At 67.2% G+C, this 17000-nt stretch carries 17 protein-coding genes; 5 read left to right on the forward strand and 12 right to left on the reverse strand.

Going from position 1 to position 17000, the window contains the following annotated elements; all coding sequences use genetic code 11:
- Positions 1-25 precede the first annotated feature (25 nt).
- Complete coding sequence (locus ACIBCN_RS27455; RefSeq protein ID WP_396994556.1) at positions 26-1516, forward strand: YfcC family protein; 1491 nt, start codon at positions 26-28, stop codon at positions 1514-1516.
- A gap of 5 nt (positions 1517-1521) precedes the next feature.
- The gene (locus tag ACIBCN_RS27460) at positions 1522-2202 is read left to right on the forward strand and encodes a L,D-transpeptidase (RefSeq protein WP_396994557.1); all 681 of its coding nucleotides are present in this window, start codon (positions 1522-1524) and stop codon (positions 2200-2202) included.
- 19 nt (positions 2203-2221) lie between these two features.
- On the opposite strand, the gene ACIBCN_RS27465 is transcribed toward ACIBCN_RS27460, so the two are convergent.
- Positions 2222-2395: a hypothetical protein gene (locus ACIBCN_RS27465; protein ID WP_396994558.1), complete on the reverse strand. Its 174-nt coding sequence runs from the start codon at positions 2393-2395 to the stop codon at positions 2222-2224.
- 321 nt (positions 2396-2716) lie between these two features.
- Between ACIBCN_RS27465 and ACIBCN_RS27470 the strand changes: the two genes are divergently transcribed.
- On the forward strand, positions 2717-2929 hold the full coding sequence (locus tag ACIBCN_RS27470; RefSeq protein ID WP_396994559.1) for a hypothetical protein: 213 nt from the start codon (positions 2717-2719) through the stop codon (positions 2927-2929).
- A gap of 160 nt (positions 2930-3089) precedes the next feature.
- Here ACIBCN_RS27470 and ACIBCN_RS27475 read toward each other — a convergent pair whose 3' ends face one another.
- Positions 3090-3719, reverse strand: a complete 630-nt coding sequence (locus tag ACIBCN_RS27475) for a LysE family translocator (RefSeq protein WP_396994560.1) — start codon at positions 3717-3719, stop codon at positions 3090-3092.
- A 254-nt stretch (positions 3720-3973) separates the two neighbouring features.
- Between ACIBCN_RS27475 and ACIBCN_RS27480 the strand changes: the two genes are divergently transcribed.
- Together ACIBCN_RS27480 and ACIBCN_RS27485 are read left to right on the forward strand one after the other, a co-directional pair.
- On the forward strand, positions 3974-6163 hold the full coding sequence (locus tag ACIBCN_RS27480) for an aminotransferase class III-fold pyridoxal phosphate-dependent enzyme (protein WP_396994561.1): 2190 nt from the start codon (positions 3974-3976) through the stop codon (positions 6161-6163).
- Positions 6164-6433: 270 nt separating this feature from the next.
- Positions 6434-7207, forward strand: a complete 774-nt coding sequence (locus tag ACIBCN_RS27485; RefSeq protein ID WP_396994562.1) for a response regulator transcription factor — start codon at positions 6434-6436, stop codon at positions 7205-7207.
- Here ACIBCN_RS27485 and fabG read toward each other — a convergent pair.
- Genes fabG through ACIBCN_RS27535 form a run of 10 tightly spaced genes read right to left on the reverse strand, consistent with a single transcriptional unit; the run spans position 7153 to position 16997 of the window.
- On the reverse strand, positions 7153-7857 hold the full coding sequence (gene fabG, locus ACIBCN_RS27490) for a 3-oxoacyl-ACP reductase FabG (RefSeq protein WP_396994563.1): 705 nt from the start codon (positions 7855-7857) through the stop codon (positions 7153-7155). The genes ACIBCN_RS27485 and fabG overlap by 55 nt on opposite strands.
- A 59-nt stretch (positions 7858-7916) precedes the next feature.
- Complete coding sequence (locus tag ACIBCN_RS27495) at positions 7917-10256, reverse strand: FtsX-like permease family protein (RefSeq protein WP_396994564.1); 2340 nt, start codon at positions 10254-10256, stop codon at positions 7917-7919.
- 11 nt (positions 10257-10267) lie between these two features.
- The gene (locus ACIBCN_RS27500; RefSeq protein ID WP_396994565.1) at positions 10268-11035 is read right to left on the reverse strand and encodes an ABC transporter ATP-binding protein; all 768 of its coding nucleotides are present in this window, start codon (positions 11033-11035) and stop codon (positions 10268-10270) included.
- Between the two features lie 3 nt (positions 11036-11038).
- Positions 11039-11866 carry a class I SAM-dependent methyltransferase gene (locus ACIBCN_RS27505; protein WP_396994566.1) on the reverse strand — a complete coding sequence of 276 codons (828 nt, stop codon included), beginning with the start codon at positions 11864-11866 and terminating at the stop codon, positions 11039-11041.
- A 23-nt stretch (positions 11867-11889) separates the two neighbouring features.
- Positions 11890-12648 carry an SDR family oxidoreductase gene (locus ACIBCN_RS27510; protein WP_396994567.1) on the reverse strand — a complete coding sequence of 253 codons (759 nt, stop codon included), beginning with the start codon at positions 12646-12648 and terminating at the stop codon, positions 11890-11892.
- 6 nt (positions 12649-12654) lie between these two features.
- Complete coding sequence (locus ACIBCN_RS27515; protein ID WP_396994568.1) at positions 12655-13950, reverse strand: beta-ketoacyl-[acyl-carrier-protein] synthase family protein; 1296 nt, start codon at positions 13948-13950, stop codon at positions 12655-12657.
- Entirely contained in the window at positions 13947-14423 is a 477-nt protein-coding gene (locus ACIBCN_RS27520) for a 3-hydroxyacyl-ACP dehydratase FabZ family protein (protein WP_396994569.1), read from the reverse strand. The genes ACIBCN_RS27515 and ACIBCN_RS27520 overlap by 4 nt, the downstream gene beginning before the upstream one ends.
- 8 nt (positions 14424-14431) lie before the next feature.
- Positions 14432-15193, reverse strand: coding sequence for an SDR family NAD(P)-dependent oxidoreductase (locus tag ACIBCN_RS27525; RefSeq protein ID WP_396994570.1), 762 nt, complete (start codon positions 15191-15193; stop codon positions 14432-14434).
- On the reverse strand, positions 15190-15636 hold the full coding sequence (gene acpS / locus ACIBCN_RS27530) for a holo-ACP synthase (RefSeq protein ID WP_396994571.1): 447 nt from the start codon (positions 15634-15636) through the stop codon (positions 15190-15192). Before acpS ends, ACIBCN_RS27525 begins: the two co-directional genes overlap by 4 nt.
- The gene (locus tag ACIBCN_RS27535) at positions 15633-16997 is read right to left on the reverse strand and encodes a B12-binding domain-containing radical SAM protein (RefSeq protein ID WP_396994572.1); all 1365 of its coding nucleotides are present in this window, start codon (positions 16995-16997) and stop codon (positions 15633-15635) included. The genes acpS and ACIBCN_RS27535 overlap by 4 nt, the downstream gene beginning before the upstream one ends.
- Positions 16998-17000 lie beyond the last annotated feature (3 nt).

Consider the following 17000-nt stretch of genomic DNA (forward strand, 5'->3'; position numbering starts at 1 on the left):
TCGCGACGAGTGGTTCCATGTGCGGATGAGCCAGCGCGGTGACCTGCGTGCGCGGTACTTTCCGTCCACCTACACGATCCTCGCCGGTGTCGCTGTGCTGGTGTGGCTCGCGGCGTTCGTCGTTCCGCCGGGCGCCTACGACGTCGATGACAAGGGTCACCCGATCGCCGGGTCCTACCATCGCATCGAAGACGCCACGGATTTCGGCGCGCGGCTGCGTGATCTGTTTCTCGCACCGATCAACGGTCTCTACGGTATTCAAGACGCCAAGTCCGGTCAGGTGGGTCCCGACCTGTCCGGCCATCTCTACGGCGCGGCAGCGGTGTTCCTGTTCGTGCTGGCCGTCGGCGCGTTCATCACCGTCGCCTTCGCCACCGGCGCGCTCGACAGCGGCATCGGACAGCTGGCCTATCGGCTGCGCAGCCGGTCGTCGCTGCTGATCGTCGGCGTCATGGTGGTTTTCGCGATCGCGGGCACGGTGGAAGGTTTCGCGGAGGAAACCCTCGGCTTCTACGCACTCCTGGTGCCGTTGACGTTGGCGCTCGGCTACGACCGGATGACCGCGGTCGGCGCGATCATCTGCGGTGCCGGCATCGGCATGCTGTGCTCGACCGTCAACCCCTTCGCCACCGGCACCGCGTCCTCGGCTGCCGACGTCCCCATCGGCGATGGCATCATGCTCCGCATCGCCATGCTGGTGGTGCTCACCACGGCCACCGTCGGCTACGTGCTCTGGTACGCGCGCCGGGTCAAGCGGGATCCCGACAAGTCGTGGTCGGGCTGGCAGCCCGGCGACCGCGACGTGCGGGCCGATGACCACCGGACCGACCCGATGACCCGTCGGCAAGCCGCGGTGCTCTGGCTGGTCGCGCTCACCTTCGCGTTCATGATCTTCGCGATCATTCCGTGGGCGGAGGCGATCGACGGCCCCGGCGCCGCGCGGTTCCAGTGGGAATTGGATTGGTACTTCCCCGAACTCACCGCACTGTTCCTGGTCGGCGCGGTGGCGATCGGGCTGGTCGGTGGACTGGGCGAGAACAAGATGTCCGAGGCGTTCGGTAAGGGCTTCGGCGATTTCGTGGGGGCGGGCATGGTGATCGTGCTGGCGCGCGGTGTCACCGTCGTCATGAACAACACTGAAATCACCAGCACCGCACTGCATGCCCTGGAAGGCGTGGTGACCGGCACCTCCTCGGCGTTGTTCGCGATCGCGGTGTTTCTGGTGAATGTTCCGCTCGGCTTTCTGATCCCGTCCAGCTCCGGCCATGCCACCCTAGTCATGCCGATCATGGCGCCGCTCGCCGATTTCGCGAATGTGCCACGCTCCCTTGTTGTTACCGCGTGGCAGTCGGCCTCCGGCTGGGCCAACCTGGTCACCCCGACCACGGCGGTGGTGACCGGCGGTATTGCCCTGGCGAAGGTGCGCTACGACCGCTACGTGCGATTCGTCGCCCCGCTGATGGGCATCCTGTTCGTGCTGATCTGCGCGTTCCTCGCCGTCGGTGCTTGGGTCTGACACTCATGACTACTACGCAGTGCGTCATCGGACTACTGGTCTCGGGGGTCGTCGTGGGCGCCACATCGGTGTGCGGCGGTCCCGATCTCACCCCCGTGTTGCATGCTGTCCCGGCAGCGACCAGCCAGGTGGTGATCGTGCACGCGCCCACCGCCGCAACCACTTACGCGACGCTGGAGACATTCGAGAAGGTCGACGGCGACTGGCGACGCGCGCTCCCGGCGATGGTCGCCAGGATTGGCGAAAACGGCTTCAGCGACCACCACCGGGAGTCGGAGCCGTCGACGCCGACCGGCATGTACGGTTTCGGCGACACCCTTTACGGCATCGAGCCGGATCCGGGCACCCACTATCCCTATCACGTGCTCGCCAAGGGTGATTGGTGGAACGCTAACCCAACGACCCCTGGCTACAACACCTTCCAGCACGGCGCCGATCCAGGCGGCGCGAGCGAGGCGCTATGGCAGGTCACCCCGCAATACGCCTACTTCGCCGTCATCACCTACAACGTGCCGGCCATCCCCGGTGCGGGCAGCGCGATCTTCCTGCACGCCAACGGACCCGACGACACCTCCGGCTGCGTCAGCCTCGACCGTACCGACCTGGTGCACGTCCTACGCTGGCTGGACCCGACCCGTTCGCCACGCATCGTGCTCGGCCCCGACGGCGAACTGACCGGATCCTGATCACGGCTGACCAGCGACGTCAGCGGGGCGGGCCCAGTAGCCAGTTTCCGGGGGCGTTCTGGTCGTCGCTGAGATAGAACTCGACTATGGCGGTTCGGAATTCGGCGTAGCTGAGTGAACCGTCGCCGTCGCGGTCGAGGCGGCGGAAGGCGTCGCTGGAGTGGGCTGGGTCGATGCCGAGGCTGTCGTACATTCGGACGTACTCGTCGAAGCTGAGTGTGCCGTCGAACCAGTCGAAGAGGGTGTTGAACTTTTTGATTCTTCGCGCGATCTGCCATGGGTCTGTCCTTCTCGCTGACCGAGGTTTGTCGGTCGTGGATCGTCAGGGTGTAGCAGCGGGGCCGTCGATCGCTGTGTCGAACCTTTATCATTCATAAATCGAACGCTCGCAACGGATCTCGACCGTGTCGGTGCAACGTTTGCCTCCTCGGTCACGATGCGTTATGCAGGGGAACTCGAGCACTATTGATGGTTTGCCGGTCGATGCGGGTTCGGCTCGTTCACGGTGGTGGATGTGGAGACGTCGGGCCTACGAGCTGGGGATCATCGGGTCTTGTCGGTCGCGGCACTGACGTTGGACGGTGGCGGGAATGTGGCGCAAGAGTTTCATACTCTCCTAGACCCGGGCTGCGACCCGGGACCCGTGCGTATCCACGGGTTGACGAGAGCGGTGCTACCCGGTGCACGCTGTTCGAGCAAGTGCGAGAACAGCTTTCGGGCATGCTGACCGGCCGGGTGATGGTTGCGCACAATGCGCAGTTCGACTACGGGTTTCTTGCGCAATGACGGCGGCCTCCGTCGTGCCGACCCGAGGTCCTACGCCGACTGGATCCTATGGTGCTCGGACCGGGTAACGCGCTCGTGCCACCCGGCTCAGTTGCCTGAGTTCAGTTGCTCTGCAGTGCGATTCGGATGCCGAACGCCACCAGCAGGGTGCCCATGACGGTATCGATGGTGCGGCGGACGGTCGCTTTGGCGAGCAGGCCGCGTAGTGCGTTGACGATGTTGGCGAGCACCGTGAACCAGGTGAGGGAGACGAGCGCGGCGACGGCGCCGAGGGAAAGGGTGTCGGTGACAGCGGGTTCGGCGGGGACGAACTGGGGGAGTAGCGCGATGAAGAAGACCGCGACCTTCGGGTTGAGCAGGTTGGTGAGCAGGCCTTGGCGGAACGCGGCGATCGCGCTGGGCCCGCTGGCCGGTAGTTCCGCTGTCGAGTCGTAACCGCCGCGGCGCGCGGCAAGCAGCGCCCGGACGCCGAGCAACATCAGATAGCCCGCGCCGATGAGCTTGACGATGGTGAAGGCCAGCGCGGAAGCCGCGAGGAGCCCCGCGACACCGAGTGCGCTCACCACCGACCAGAGGAATACGCCGCCGGCAATCCCTGCCGCGCAAGCCATTCCGGCTCGGCGACCGGACAGTGCCGAACTTCGCGTCACGATAACGAAATCCGGCCCCGGCGACATGGCGGCCACCAGGATCACGCCACCGAGGGCAAGCGTCTGTGCTGTAGAAATCACCTCGCCACCTTAGCGATCCCGATGCGTCCGCGCAGCTGGATTTCGCCGGGGCGCATCGGGATCGCTGCGCTCAATGGCGCCGAGCGAAATGGTGCTTATCCGACAAGCGTTGATATTTATATCAGCGTTCGACCGATGATCAGTCGGTGTTGTGGGCGCTATTCTGGCGTGACTCGAGCATGCCCCGGATAACGGGCTGGCGGATTCTCTGGTCAACCGCCGCACTTCTGTCGAGTTCAGTAAGGAGCGTGGCAATGCCGACCGAGGTAGCTCCGGAAGACTCGCGATGGGCGCGGCCGAACGTTCCGGCCGCATTTCACGGTAACCACGACCGGGTCCGTGCCGTATTGGCCGAGCGGGTCGCGGCGAAGTCGCCGAACATGGTGCTGGCTAGCACCTATGTTCCGCCGGACGGCGCCGTCGCGGCGTATCTGCTCCATCGGATGTTCAGCGGCGGCGATTCCATCGGAACCGCGTGGCATTCGGTGTTCGTGAATTCCGGTGTCGAGGCCGTCGGCACGGTGCTGAAGTACTTGCGCAACCGGCACAATCGCGGTGCGGGGGATGGGGCGTGCCGCATCCTCGTGCTCGACCCGACCGGGACCGCGCGGTACGCATTCGGGCACGCGGTTCCGGGGCTGCAAGCACTGGTCGCGGACGGCATGGTGATTGTCGGCGCTATCGAGGAATTTCTGCGTCGACTCGATGCGGGCTGGGAATCATGTGTCGTGATCGCCGACGGTCTCGCACCGGATGCGGTGGCTCCGGTTCGCGCCGCGCTCGCGGCCGCCCGCGAGCGCGGCGCGGTAGTGGCCTGGGGCCTGCTCGGCGACGAAGCCGCGCTCGATACGCTGCGCGGATCGCTGGCCGCGGCTGATCTGGTGTTCTTCGGTGAGGTCGCGGTTGGCAATGAGATGCCCTGTGGCACTGTCTCGTTCACTCGCGAGATGTTCGCGCTGTGGAACAACACGATGGACAGCATCGCGCATGTGTCGACCTTCGGCGGCAACGGACTTGCCATGCACATGGTGACCGAGACATTGATGCGCTGGCGGCCGACGAATCGCCATGAGCGCGCGGCGATCGAACGCATGCGGTGCAACAGATTCGCGCGCAGCGCGCGCTTGCGCATGCACAGCAACACCTGGCAGACCAGGGCGATCGATCTGGCGGCCATCAATCTGACCTTCGACCAGGCCGATGGTGTCAACTATCGGCTCGGCGGACGCACCTACACCGACCTTGCGTCCGGCACCGGTCCCGCATTCCGCGGGCACAACGTGCAGTCGACCGACGCGATACTGACGGCGGGCACAATCGGCGACGAAACACCCAGGCTGGAAGCGAAGTTGGCGGAGCTGACCGGATTGCCGATCATGCTGCCCGCGGTGAGCGGGCAGAGCGCGGTCGACAACGCGATACTCGCCGCCCTGTGCTGTCGGCCCGGTCGCGCGACGGTGATCACCTGTCGTGGCAACTATTCCGGTAAAGGCCCGATGTCGCTGGCGCTGAGCAGGACGAGTTCATTCTTCCGCGACCGGGATGAGCATGCCTTCAGCCCATATCCGGTCGATGTGATCGAGGTCGACATCGATGATGCCGAGGGGCTGCGACGAGCCCTGCGACGTGACGATATCGCCCTGGTCTGGCTGGAAGTCGTGCAAGGCTATGACTGTGTCGAGATTCCGCAGTCGGTACTCGAGGAAATCGAGCATCGGCGCGCGGCCGCCGGCTTCTTAGTCGGCGTCGACGAGATATTCACCGGCTTCTGGCGCTGCGATATCGACAACTTCCTGACCTGTGCCGGTCGTGGCATGCGGCCGGATCTGGTCGCGCTGTCCAAGGCGCTCAGTGACGCGCTCGTCCCGATCGGGGCGGCGCTGATCTCGGCCGAGGTCTTCGACCAGATGTCGCGCGCGGCACCGGATATGGCGTATTGGCTGCGGACGCACTACCGCAACGATATGGCGGCCGCGCTCGCCCGCGCGGCGATCGAGGCGGCCGAACACGACCGGCGCGGGGCGGCCGATATCGAGGCGGCCATGGACGCCATGCTGCGCAGGGCAGCCCGATCCCCATTGTTCGAGGGCTATCGGCGGGTCGGCCTGCTCGGCAGGCTGGTGCTTTCGCCGCGTGCGATCGGCGCGCGGCCGCGGCCGTCGGTACAGAATTACGCCGAGGCGGTCGTCGCGCGACTTATCGTAAAGCGGTGTGGCGCAATTACTTTGCAAATGCGGATCGCGCCGAGCACGGCCGGCGACGGTGCCGATGAGTTGATCGCGGCGATGGCCGAGGTCGGCGAGTTTCTCGAGCGGCTGCCGCGCTGGACGGTAGATCGCACGACGCTGAACTCATTACTGGGTATGGCGGGTCGCGAAATTGCCGTTGCACTGCTTCGGGTGCGCGAGAGGTACGGCGATCGAAAGGATAGGACGCTCGATTGATAATGGTCCGAGCCGGACTTCGGTAAAACGACATTGTGCACATGAAGAATCGTTGATTTGCACAAGCTGTTCCGGATGAAAAAACGCCGTTATGCAACATTTACGTGCTACCCTGGTGAGCATTCGCTGGGACTGATGGGAGCGTGAGATGTTTTGTCACGCAATGGAACCGATCAAGCGGACTGGCGTGGACCGCAACTTCGAGGACCGATTATCGGACCCGTTGCGGCACCGATCTCCGGATCGGTGAGCGAGTGCCGAGGAACGGGCATGTCGGCGCACAGACCAGTGACCATTCGCCTGGTGGTCTGTGCGGATAGCGCCCTGATGCGCTCGGGATTGTGCGTGCAATTCGATCGCGAGCCCGATATTGATGTCGTAGACGACGTCGCCGGTGGGCACAGTCTGCTCGGCGCCATCAAGGCACACGCCCCCGACGTCGTCCTGCTTGTCGGCGCGGTCGAAGGCAAGCATCGTCTCACGGAGATCGTCGCGGCCTCGAAGGTCATCATGGTCATGACGGAGGAGGATGTGGCCCGCGCCGTCAAGCTCGTGCGGACCGGCGTGCGCGGCCTGCTGTCGTCGGGCTGCTCGCCGTTCGAGCTGCTGTGCGCCATTCGGGTTGTCGCAGTGGGTAATCGGCTGGTGGTTCCGCCGCAGATCGTCGGCGGACTCGACCATGTCGTGGCCTCCAGCGTCAGCCGGAACCTGGATATTCAAGTGGCCGGGAGCCTGACTCGCCGCGAGGCCGAGGTCCTCGGACTGCTCGCGCACGGCCGCTCCAATGCGGAAATCGCACGGCAGCTGTCGGTTTCGGCAACGACCGTGCGCAGCCACGTGCATCACGTCCTCCAGAAACTAGCGGTGGGGACGCGGGGGCAGGCCGTCGCGGTGGCCTATGAGACCGGATTGATCGCGCTGCTCGACGACAGCGCGGACAACGGGCAGGCCCGTGCGCCCCAACCGGGCAATGGCGTGCGCCGCGGTCGTCAGTGGCCCATGCCGAGCCCACCATCCACCGGAATCACCGCTCCGGTGATGTAACCGGCGTCGTCGCTGGCGAGAAAGCCGACCACCCGCGCGATCTCGGCGGCACCGGCGATGCGGCCGAGCGGGATCTTCTTGGTCACCTCGGCCCGCCACCGCGGTGTCAGCGAAGCCGTCATGTCGGTGTCCACGAATCCCGGCGCGACCACGTTGACGGTGATGTTGCGGGCGCCGAGTTCGCGCACCAGCGACCGCGCCAGACCGATCATGCCCGCCTTGGATGCCGCGTAGTTCGTCTGCCCCGCCGAGCCGAGCAGCGCCGTCACCGACGACACCAGGATGATCCGACCGCGCCGCTGTCGAATCATGGTCCTGGCGGCCCGGTTGATCACCCGGAACGTGCCGACCAGGTTGGTGTCGACCACGGACGCGAAGTCGGCCTCGGTCATCGACGCCAGCAGCACGTCTTTCGTGATGCCCGCGTTCGCGATCAGCACGTCGACCGGGCCGAGCCGCTGCTCGATCGTGGCGAACGCGAGGTCGACCTGCCGCTCGTCGGTGACATCGCATGGCACACCGAACAATCCGTCGGGCGGCGGGCCCGCGCGTACCGACACCGCCACCGCTTTGCCACGGCCGGCGAGCTCGCGGGCGATGGCGAGGCCGATGCCCCGGTTGCCGCCGGTGACGAAGGCGCAGTGGTCCATCAGCACACCTCCTCGGGGATGGCGGCGGCGAAGCCGGCGGGGTGGGCAAGCATGGCGGCTCAATCGGATCGTTCGCGCATGATCGCGGCGAGGTCGAGGCCACGAACGGCACGCAGCCCCGGTAGCAGCGACACGGTCGCGACGGCCAGGACCACGAGCGCCGCGACGCACAACGTGCTCGGATGGACGACGAGATCGAGCTGGAACTGGTCGTTGGTGTAGGTGGACAGGAAGCCGTGGCCGCCGAGCACTCCCAGCACCAGCCCCGGCCCGATACCGAGCAGCGTGATCAGCAGATTCTCACCGGTGATCAGGCGTGCGACCATCCCGGGCGGCATACCGCCCGCGCGCAGCACGCCGACCTCGCGGCGCCGCTCGACGACGTTGATCGACATCGTGGTGAAGATTATCGCGAAGGCCATCGCACTGCCCAAGGCCAGCATCACGCCGACGAACACGAAGAAGAAGCCGGTGTAGCGGTCGATCAGTCGGTTCAGCTCGGCCAGATCCTCGTAGGCCGCGATGCCGGGACGGCCGGACAGCTCGCGTCGGAGCTGATCGGGATCGGTGCCCGGCGCGAGTCGCAGCAGCACCGAGCTGACCGGCAGCTCGGCACCCGCCAATGCGTCGAGCTGGTCGATCGACAGGTAGGCGAAGGTGCCGATCGGTTCATCGAGTACGCCCGCGATCGGCACCCGAACAGCCTGCACGCCGGGCACTTTCACCTCGACGGTGTCGCCGGATTCGACGGGTAGCAGGTGCCGGATGCCCTTGCCGAGCAGAATGCCGTCGTCGGACCGGGACACGGTGGAACCGGCTGCGGGGCGAAGCCCGTGCATCGTGGTGTCGCGGGGCAACGCGATGAGTGCGGTCGAATAGGTATGTCCGCCCGCGGTCATGGTGATCGGCAGTTGCATCATCGGTTCGGCGGCCGCCACGCCGTCGACGCGGGCCAGCTCGGCCAGTCGGCCCTGATCGACGGGAGTGGTGAAATCGACTCGCGCGTCGGCGGTTTGCACCTGATGGAACGACACGTCCAAGGCCGAGGTCATGGTGTCGAGCATCGTCCAGGAGGTGAGGATGACCAGCAGGGACAAGGCAGTACCGAGCACCGTGCTCCAGGTGCGGCGCGGACTGCGGCCGATGTCGCGCAACACCAGCAGCCACCGGGCCGGGAGTCCGCGTAGCGCCGGAATCACCTTTTCCGGCAAGCTGATTCGGCCCGGGCGGGGTGGCGCGGGCCCGCGCATCGCCGCGGCGGGCGGGGTACGGAACGCGAGCAGTGCCGGTGCGAGTGCGCCGAGCGCGCTCGCGGCGACGCCGAAGGCCAGGCCGCCGAGGATGGTGATCGGCGAGACCTCGACGACCGCCGCCGACTTCGGCAGGTCGATCGCCCGTAGGTAGACACTGCTCAGTGCGCCGGATCCGGCCAGGCCGAGCAGGATTCCGCCGAGCGACCCGGCGAGGCCCGCCACCATCCCGTACCGCAGGTAATGCCACAGGATCGTCGCGCGCTCCATCCCGCCGGCCAGCAGCACGCCGATCACCGGACGCTCGGTCCGCACGCGCCGGTTCAGCAGGATGTAGGCGACCAGTCCGGCGACGCTCAGGAACAGCAGCGGAAACAGATAGGCGAGGCGACCGAAGGCATCGATGTCCATGCGCAGCAACCAGTTCGACGGCTGATCGGCACGGTCGAGTATCTCCTGTGCACCGTGACCGTTCGCGATATCCCGAATCTGGTCCACCGCTGGGCCCGGTGCGCCGGTGAACCGGATCAGGGCTTGATCGGTCGCGCCCGGAGTGACCGCGGTGGCCAATGGCTCGGCCGCGAAGATCACGCCGAAATTGTCGGGCAGTGGAAACATGTCCAGTCGACTGCGGGCAGGCCAGAGATACTCGGCCGAGGACACCACGCCCGCGATCGGCACGTCACGCCAGCCGTCGGGGCCGAGCAGCGACAGCGTTGCGCCGGAGCGCAATCCGAAGTGCTCGGCCATATGGTGTTCGACCAGGACCTCATTCGCGGCGGGATAGTGTCCGGACAGGACGACCGGGGAGTTGATGTCGGGTGGGTGGTCCGGGGGGAGGCCGACGATCCGACCGCGGAGCTTGTCCGCACCGACGCGCAGCGGCACGTCGGCCTGCCTGCGCACGATCGCGTCCGCGACGCCGGGCACCGAGCGTGCCTCGGCCGCGATGGCGGTCGAATCGCCGCCGGTCACCCAGACATCGGCGAACCGTTGCGTGTCGAACGTTCCGTCATAGGAGGCGGTCAGGTTTCGGTACGCGCCATAGGACGCGGTGAACAGTGCCACCCCGAGCACGATGATCATCGTCTGCGCGGCGAACTGCGGCCATTGGGTTCGGATGTCGCGCACCAGTTTCCGGCGCAACATCGGATGACGGTTCACCAGCAGACCTCGCTCGCGGCCAGCGGTGTGCGCTGGTGCATGTCGTCGACGATGTGACCGGAGCGCATGCGCAGCACCCGGTCGGCGATGGCGGCGATGGCTTGGTTGTGGGTGACGAGCACGACGGCGCGATCGTCGCGGTGGCATAGTCCCTGCAGCAGGCCGAGCACGCTGCGCCCGGTGTCCAGATCGAGTGCGCCCGTTGGTTCGTCGCACAGCAGCAGCCGCGGCCGGTTCACCAACGCCCGCGCGATCGCGACCCGCTGCTGCTGACCACCGGACAGCTGCGCCGGAAAGCGGTCCGCGCACTCGGCCAGTCCGACCTCGCCGAGTACCTCGTCGACCCGGGTGCGGACCGAACCGCCGGTCAATTCGGCGAGTACGGCGATGTTTTCGTAGGCGGTGAGGGTCGGCACGAGATTGAAGAACTGGTAGACGAAGCTCAGTGCTTCGCGGCGCAGCGCGGACATCCCCTTCGCGTCGAGGCCGGTGAGCGCACGGCCCGCGATGCTGATCGAACCGGTGGTGGGGGCCTCGATGCCGCCGACTACGTTCAGCAGCGTGGTCTTGCCCGAGCCCGAAGGGCCGAGTACCACGAGCAATTCGCCGGCAGTGATGGTCAGGTCGAACCGCGCCAGCGCGTGCACCGCGGTGTCTCCGCTGCCGAACGTCTTCGAAACACCCTGCAGCACCGCAAGTGCGGGTGCGTCGGGGAGCGTGGTCGTGCGGTGCGCGCGCCGGTCTCGGCCTGCGGAGTGGAACATCGGCTACCCGGGCCCGCGGGTGGCGAGCACCCGGACCTGTCCGAGCCTGCCCGCCGCCCCTTGCTCGCCGAGTGTCTCGAAGAATGCCAGACCGTCATCGAAGAGCTTGTCGCCGAGCACCTCTCGGCCTGCTGTCTCGAACAACCGATATGACTCGGCCCAACGCCGGTTGATCGCCACGAACATGGCGGTGCTGTCCCGGATATCGATGCCGACGAAGCCCGCGTGTGTCAGTAGTCGCCGATACCCCGATGGCGTCTGGGGGAATAGGCGGCCGTAGACGGACAAGGCACGCAACGTTTCCGCGTCACGGGGAAACGGGCCGGTCAGCACCTCGTCGGTGAAGACGAGGCGCCCGCCGGGTTTCAGCACCCTGGCGCATTCGGCGATGACCCGATGCCGATCGGGCACGATGACCAGACTGTCCACACTCATTACCGCATCGAATGTCGCACTGGCGTACGGCAGTTCGCGGGCGTCGCCGTGATCGAAGCGGATCGGCGGATCGGCGGCGGTCGCAGCGCGCCGGGCGATGGCTATCGCGGGCTCGGAGTAGTCGATGCCGGTCATCGCGCAGCCGGTGCTCTCGGCCAGGTAGCGGGCGATTCCGCCGGTGCCGCAACAGAGATCGAGGCCGGCCTTGCGCGGCGCCAATGCGGTAGCCCGCGCCAGCTCGCGGAGCTGATCTCTGGTCGTCCAGCTCAGCTGGCCGACGTAGCCGCCCCAGTCGCGCCAGAGATGGGCCATCATGGCCTGACCGGCGGGGGTGCGGGCGATCTGACGGTGGGTCAGGTCGTAGATTTCCCGGGTTTCCTCGATTACGGTGCGCACGCCAGGCTCCTCCTCGTCGTTGGCTATCCGGATGTCAGCGAGGCGCCACCGTCGACGACGATGGTCTGGCCCCTGATCCAGCTCGCGTCGTCGGTGCACAGGAACGCGACGACCTTGGCGAGATCCTCGGGCCGCCCGATCCGACGCATCGGACCGGCCTCGGCGGCCTGCCGCAGCCACTCCTGCGCACCCGCGAGCGCCCGGACCGACTCGGTCTCGATGAGCCCGCCGCAGACGGTGTTCACGTTGACCCCCGGTGCGAGTTCGACGGCCAGGTACCGGCCCATCGATTCGATCGCCGCCTTGCACACGCCGAGGCCGCCGTAGCTGGGTAGATAGCGGCGGCCGCCCATGCTCGACAGCAGCACGATGGCGCCGCGCCCGTCCGGCATCAGTTCGTACGCCGCGCGGCAGCCGAACAACGCGGCGGTGAGGTTCGTGTCGAGGGTGTAGCGCCAGTGCCGGGCCTCCAGCGCGAACAGCGGTTTCATGATGGCCGACGCGGCGTTGTTGACATAGAAGTCCACCGCACCCCACTGTGCTTCGATATCCGCGAAAAGCCGCTTCAGCTGGTCTGTTTCGCCGACATCGACGCGCAGCGCGAGCGCCCGCCTGCCCTTGCGCTCGATCTCGGTGACGACCTCGCGGGCGGCCGAGCGCCTGCGCCAGTAGGTCAGGATCACGTCCGAGCCGCGATCGGCGAACTCCAGCGCGATCGCCCGGCCGATGCCCCGGGAACCGCCGGTGACCAGGACGGAGCGACCCGCCAGATCCTCTGACATGGCACCTCACCTCTCTTCGTACGGTGCGCCGAGCACCAACGCGGCGACTTCTGGACCGTCCACGTTCCGGCTGAGCGTGATCGCATACCGTGCGCCGAATGCGCACGGCCGCGCCGAAACGACGTCGACCTCGCGTGCGGAGCTGTCGAGCCGACCGAGGTTGAGCGTCGGCGGGATGACGCCGTCGCGCACGCTCAGGCAGGCGAAGGCCGCCTCGGCGACGTCGGTGGCCGGGCCCATGTGGCCGGTGGCGGCCTTGGTCCCGGTGAGTCGCATACGGCATTGGCGTGCAAGGGTTTCCGCGATGCCACGCAACTCGGAGCGGTCGCCGTCCGCGGTGGCGTCGCCGTGTCCGTAGACGTAGCCGACCTGTCCTGGATCGATGTCGGCGTCCGCGACGGCGCGCTCGAGGGCGCCGCGGACGCCACTGCCCTCGGGGTCGGGGGCGAGCGGCCTGCCGCGATCGGTGGCGGCACCGAAACCGACGACCTCGGCAAGGATCTTCGCGTCGTTGGCGCGGGCCAGGTCGATATCGGCGAGGACGAGCGCGGCGGCTCCCTCGGCGCAGATATACCCGTCGCGATCCTGGTCATAGGGCCGGACCGAGCGCACACCGGACGCGCAGGCGGACGTCAACCCGAATTCGTGCAGCGCGAGTCGCGCGAATTCGTCCGCGCCCGCGTCGGTTCCGCCGCACACCGCGACGTCGACGCGCCCATCGCGCACGGCACGGAAGGCACGGCCGACCGCGCACAGGCCCATTGCCGAACCATCGACCAAAGTGCTGTTCGCGCCGCAGATCTCATGCCGGATGGTGATCTGGCACAGGGCCGCGTTGGGCAGCCCGGACAGCAGGAAGTCCGGTTTGGCGCGGTGCAGCGCCGCATAGCCGAGCCGTTCGTAGTCGAGGGTGCCGTCCGCGCGCCGCGCGGTGGCCAGTACCGGGGCGAACCGCTCGAGGTAGTTCTGCTCGTCCTCGTTCTCGTTGGAGCCGATGTAGATTCCGCGCCGCGGTGCCGCCGCGGCCCGAAAGACCGGGCCCGCATCGGTCACCGCCAGGTCGGCCGCGAATACGCCGAGCCGGGACGCTCTGGTCAGCCGTTTGAGATGTTTGCGGTCGGCGGGTGCGACGGCGTGCTCGGTGTCGTCGACCGCGCCGAAATAGCCGAGCTCCGGTGGACTTTCGCCGTCCCGGCGCCGTAATCCTGTTTCGGCGGCCAGAATTCGTCGCCATTGTGCTCGATAGTCGGTGCCGAGGCAGGACAGTACGCCTACCCCGACCACGGCGACGCGGCGCCTCATTTCCCGCTCACCTTCGCACCGTTGAGTCGCAGCACCTGATAGTGCCGTCGGGTGCTATCAGGATCCTCGAACTCCGCGAGCGGGTAACTGCGGCAGCGGAAGGTGGCGATGGCGATCTTGCGCCCATGTGCCTGCGCGGTGCCGCGGAAATCCAGCTCGGCCGCCGGGACCGGCGCGACACCGCCGTCGAGGTTGTCCACCTCGATGGTCAGCCGATCACCCGGCACCGCGAAGTCGATGAATTTGCTGTGCTGCACCGCGCTCAGCACGACGGTCGTGCGGAAGTCGCTGCCGGTGATCACCAGCCAGCGCGCCAGCTGGGTCATCGCCTCCAGGACGAGCACGCCGGGCAGCACCGGCTGCTGTGGAAAGTGATCGGCGAAGTAGTCCTCGCTCATCGCGGCGTTCTTCACGCCGGCGACCCGGCGTCCGCCGTCCAGCTCGGTGATCGCGTCAACCATGAGGAACCGCACGGGTACTCCTATCCCACTCCGCCGACCAAGATGGCCTGCCCATTGAGGTACGTGCTTTCTCGTGCGCCGAGAAAGACCGCGATGGCGGCGACGTCGTCCGGCGCGATCGGCCTCGGCATCGCCGCGCGCCGGGCGAGATAACCGGCGACCGCCTGGATATCGACGTCGAAACCGCCGAAATACGCCCTGCTTGCGCCGGTGTCGGCCAGCGTGGGACAGATGGCGTTGACGCAGATGCCACGCCGGCCGACCTCCTGGGCGACGCTGCGGGTGAAGCCGATCACCGCCGCCTTCGCGGTCGCGTACGCGACTTCGTCGGCGCCACCGGTCAAGCCGAGGGCCGACGCGACGTTGACGATCCGGCCGCTGCGCCGCGGCAACATCCGGCGCACGGCCTGCCTGCTGCAATAGAAGACGGTGTCGAGGTTGACCCGGAGCATCCGGTGCCAGTCGGCGTCGTTGTGGAAGACCAGCGGCGAGCGCAGCGCACCGCCCGCGTTGTTGATCAGGATGTCGATTCGGCCGAAAGTCTTGTCGGTGTGCTCGAACAGCCGCGTCACGTCGGTGGGGTCGGTCAGGTCGGCGACGTGCGCGGTAATCGGCACGGCGGCAACGGCTTCGATGGACTTCACGGTGGCCTGCAGCCGCGTCTCGTCGACATCGGTCAGCACCAGCGCCGCGCCCTCCTCGGCGTATCGGGTGGCGATGGCGGTCCCGAACACGCCGGCGGCACCGGTTACCAGTGCGACGGTGTCACCGAGCCGGTTCATCCGCGCACCGCCTCGGTGGCGAGCAGTACGTAGGCGACGGCGTAGTCGCCATCGTGGCTCAATGACACTGCGGCACCGCTGATGCCGAGCCGCCGCGCGAGCGTCACCAGACGGTTGTGCAGGAGTAGCCGCGGTGCGCCGGAGGCCCGGCATATCTCGATGTCGCGCAGCCGCCGCAGGACCGGTGGCAGTCCGAGGCCGACCTGCAACGCCTTCAAGGTGGCTTCCTTGGCGCTGAACCGTGCGGCAAAATGCGGTGCGGGATCGCGAAATCCGGTGCAGTAGACGACCTCCGCCGGTTGGAACACCTGCTCGGCGAACGCGTTTCCGGCGCCGAGCAGTGCTCGCACTCGACCGACCGCCGCGATATCGACACCGACCGTCATCGCCGCCGGCGCTGAGATCGCCGGCAGCAGCATCGATGTCGCGACGCTCCTGGTCACGGCCGTCGCTCCGAATCACCCGGGTCACCGGAGCCGCCCGCGCCGACGGCCGTGCCATAGTGTCGCTCCACGGCTCGCCGGTAGGCCAGGTTGAGGCCGATGACGGCCCGCTTCTTCGCCGCGGACTGCGGGCCGGGCAGCGCGCTGTCGGCGGTGTAGCGGCGCAGCCGTTGCCGGGTCACCGCGCGGGAATAGGTACTGGTGTAAAGGTATTCGAGGCCGTCCTCGAGCTGGCCGACGGTCATCGACACCGGCGCCACCGAGGCACGCAGGTGCGAGGGCCCGGCCGGGCCCGGGTCGACCATGCGCCCCTCGCGCCGATGTTCTTCGTACAGCGGAACTCCCGGGCCGCTGCCGAGCGGATTGAAATGGGCGATCTCTATTTCGTTCTCGACGACGAACTCCAAGGTCCGTTCGAAGACGTCCGGCGTATCGCCCGCGAAACCGAAGACGAACGAGCCGATCACCCCGATGCCCGCGTCGTGCAGGCGGGCGATGTGGGCGCGGTAGTCGGTGGGGCGGCTCCAGCCCTTGTCCGAGGAGATCAGGTTCTCCGGGCGAACAGACTCCAGACCGATGAAGACGAGCATGCATCCCGCCCGCCCCGCCGCCTCCGCCAGCGACGCCCGCTGCGCGATGGTGATCGTCGCCTGACTGCCCCACAGCACCCGCAGCGGTGCCAGCTCGGCGAACAGTGTGCGCGCATAGCGCGGGTTGCCCACGATGTTGATATCCGAGAACTGCACGAAATCGCCGGTGCGCGCGTCGATCTGCGCGAGCACCTGATCGATCGGGCGGGTGCGGAACACCTCATGGTGGTACCGGGTCTCGATGCAGAAGTTGCACGAGAACGGGCACCCCCTGGTGGCCTCGACCGGGAAGACGTAGTCGTGCGGCGGCAGGTGCTCGGGACCGTACTGCGGCAGCGTCGCCAGGTCGACGGGACCGCCGAAATAGCGCGGGCGCAGCTCGGCCCGGCTCGCATCGGCGAGTACCCGCGGCCACACCTGCTCGACCTCACCGCGGATGATCGCGGCGGCCCCGATCCGCTCGGCCTCGGGGTCGTAGCTGGGGAAGTATCCGTCGACAACGACCGGCGTACCCAGGTCGGCGAAACCGCGGACCAACTCGCCGGTCCGCCGCTCGCCGAAGAACTTCGAGGTGACGGCGACCAGGTCGGCATCGGCGAATTCGGCGAAATCGGTGATGGGCGTCGAGTTCTCGTCGATCACCGTGACCTGGTGCTCGATCGAGGTGATGGCCGCGCGATAGGCGAGGTTGACCGGGACCGGGTTGAGCATGCGGTTGCCGTAGATCACGCTCTTGTCCCGGACGTCGGGGTTCACGAGTAACACGTGCATGTG

The sequence above is a fragment of the Nocardia sp. NPDC051052 genome (genome assembly GCF_044456045.1).
In the GTDB taxonomy this organism is placed as follows: Bacteria; Actinomycetota; Actinomycetes; order Mycobacteriales; family Mycobacteriaceae; genus Nocardia.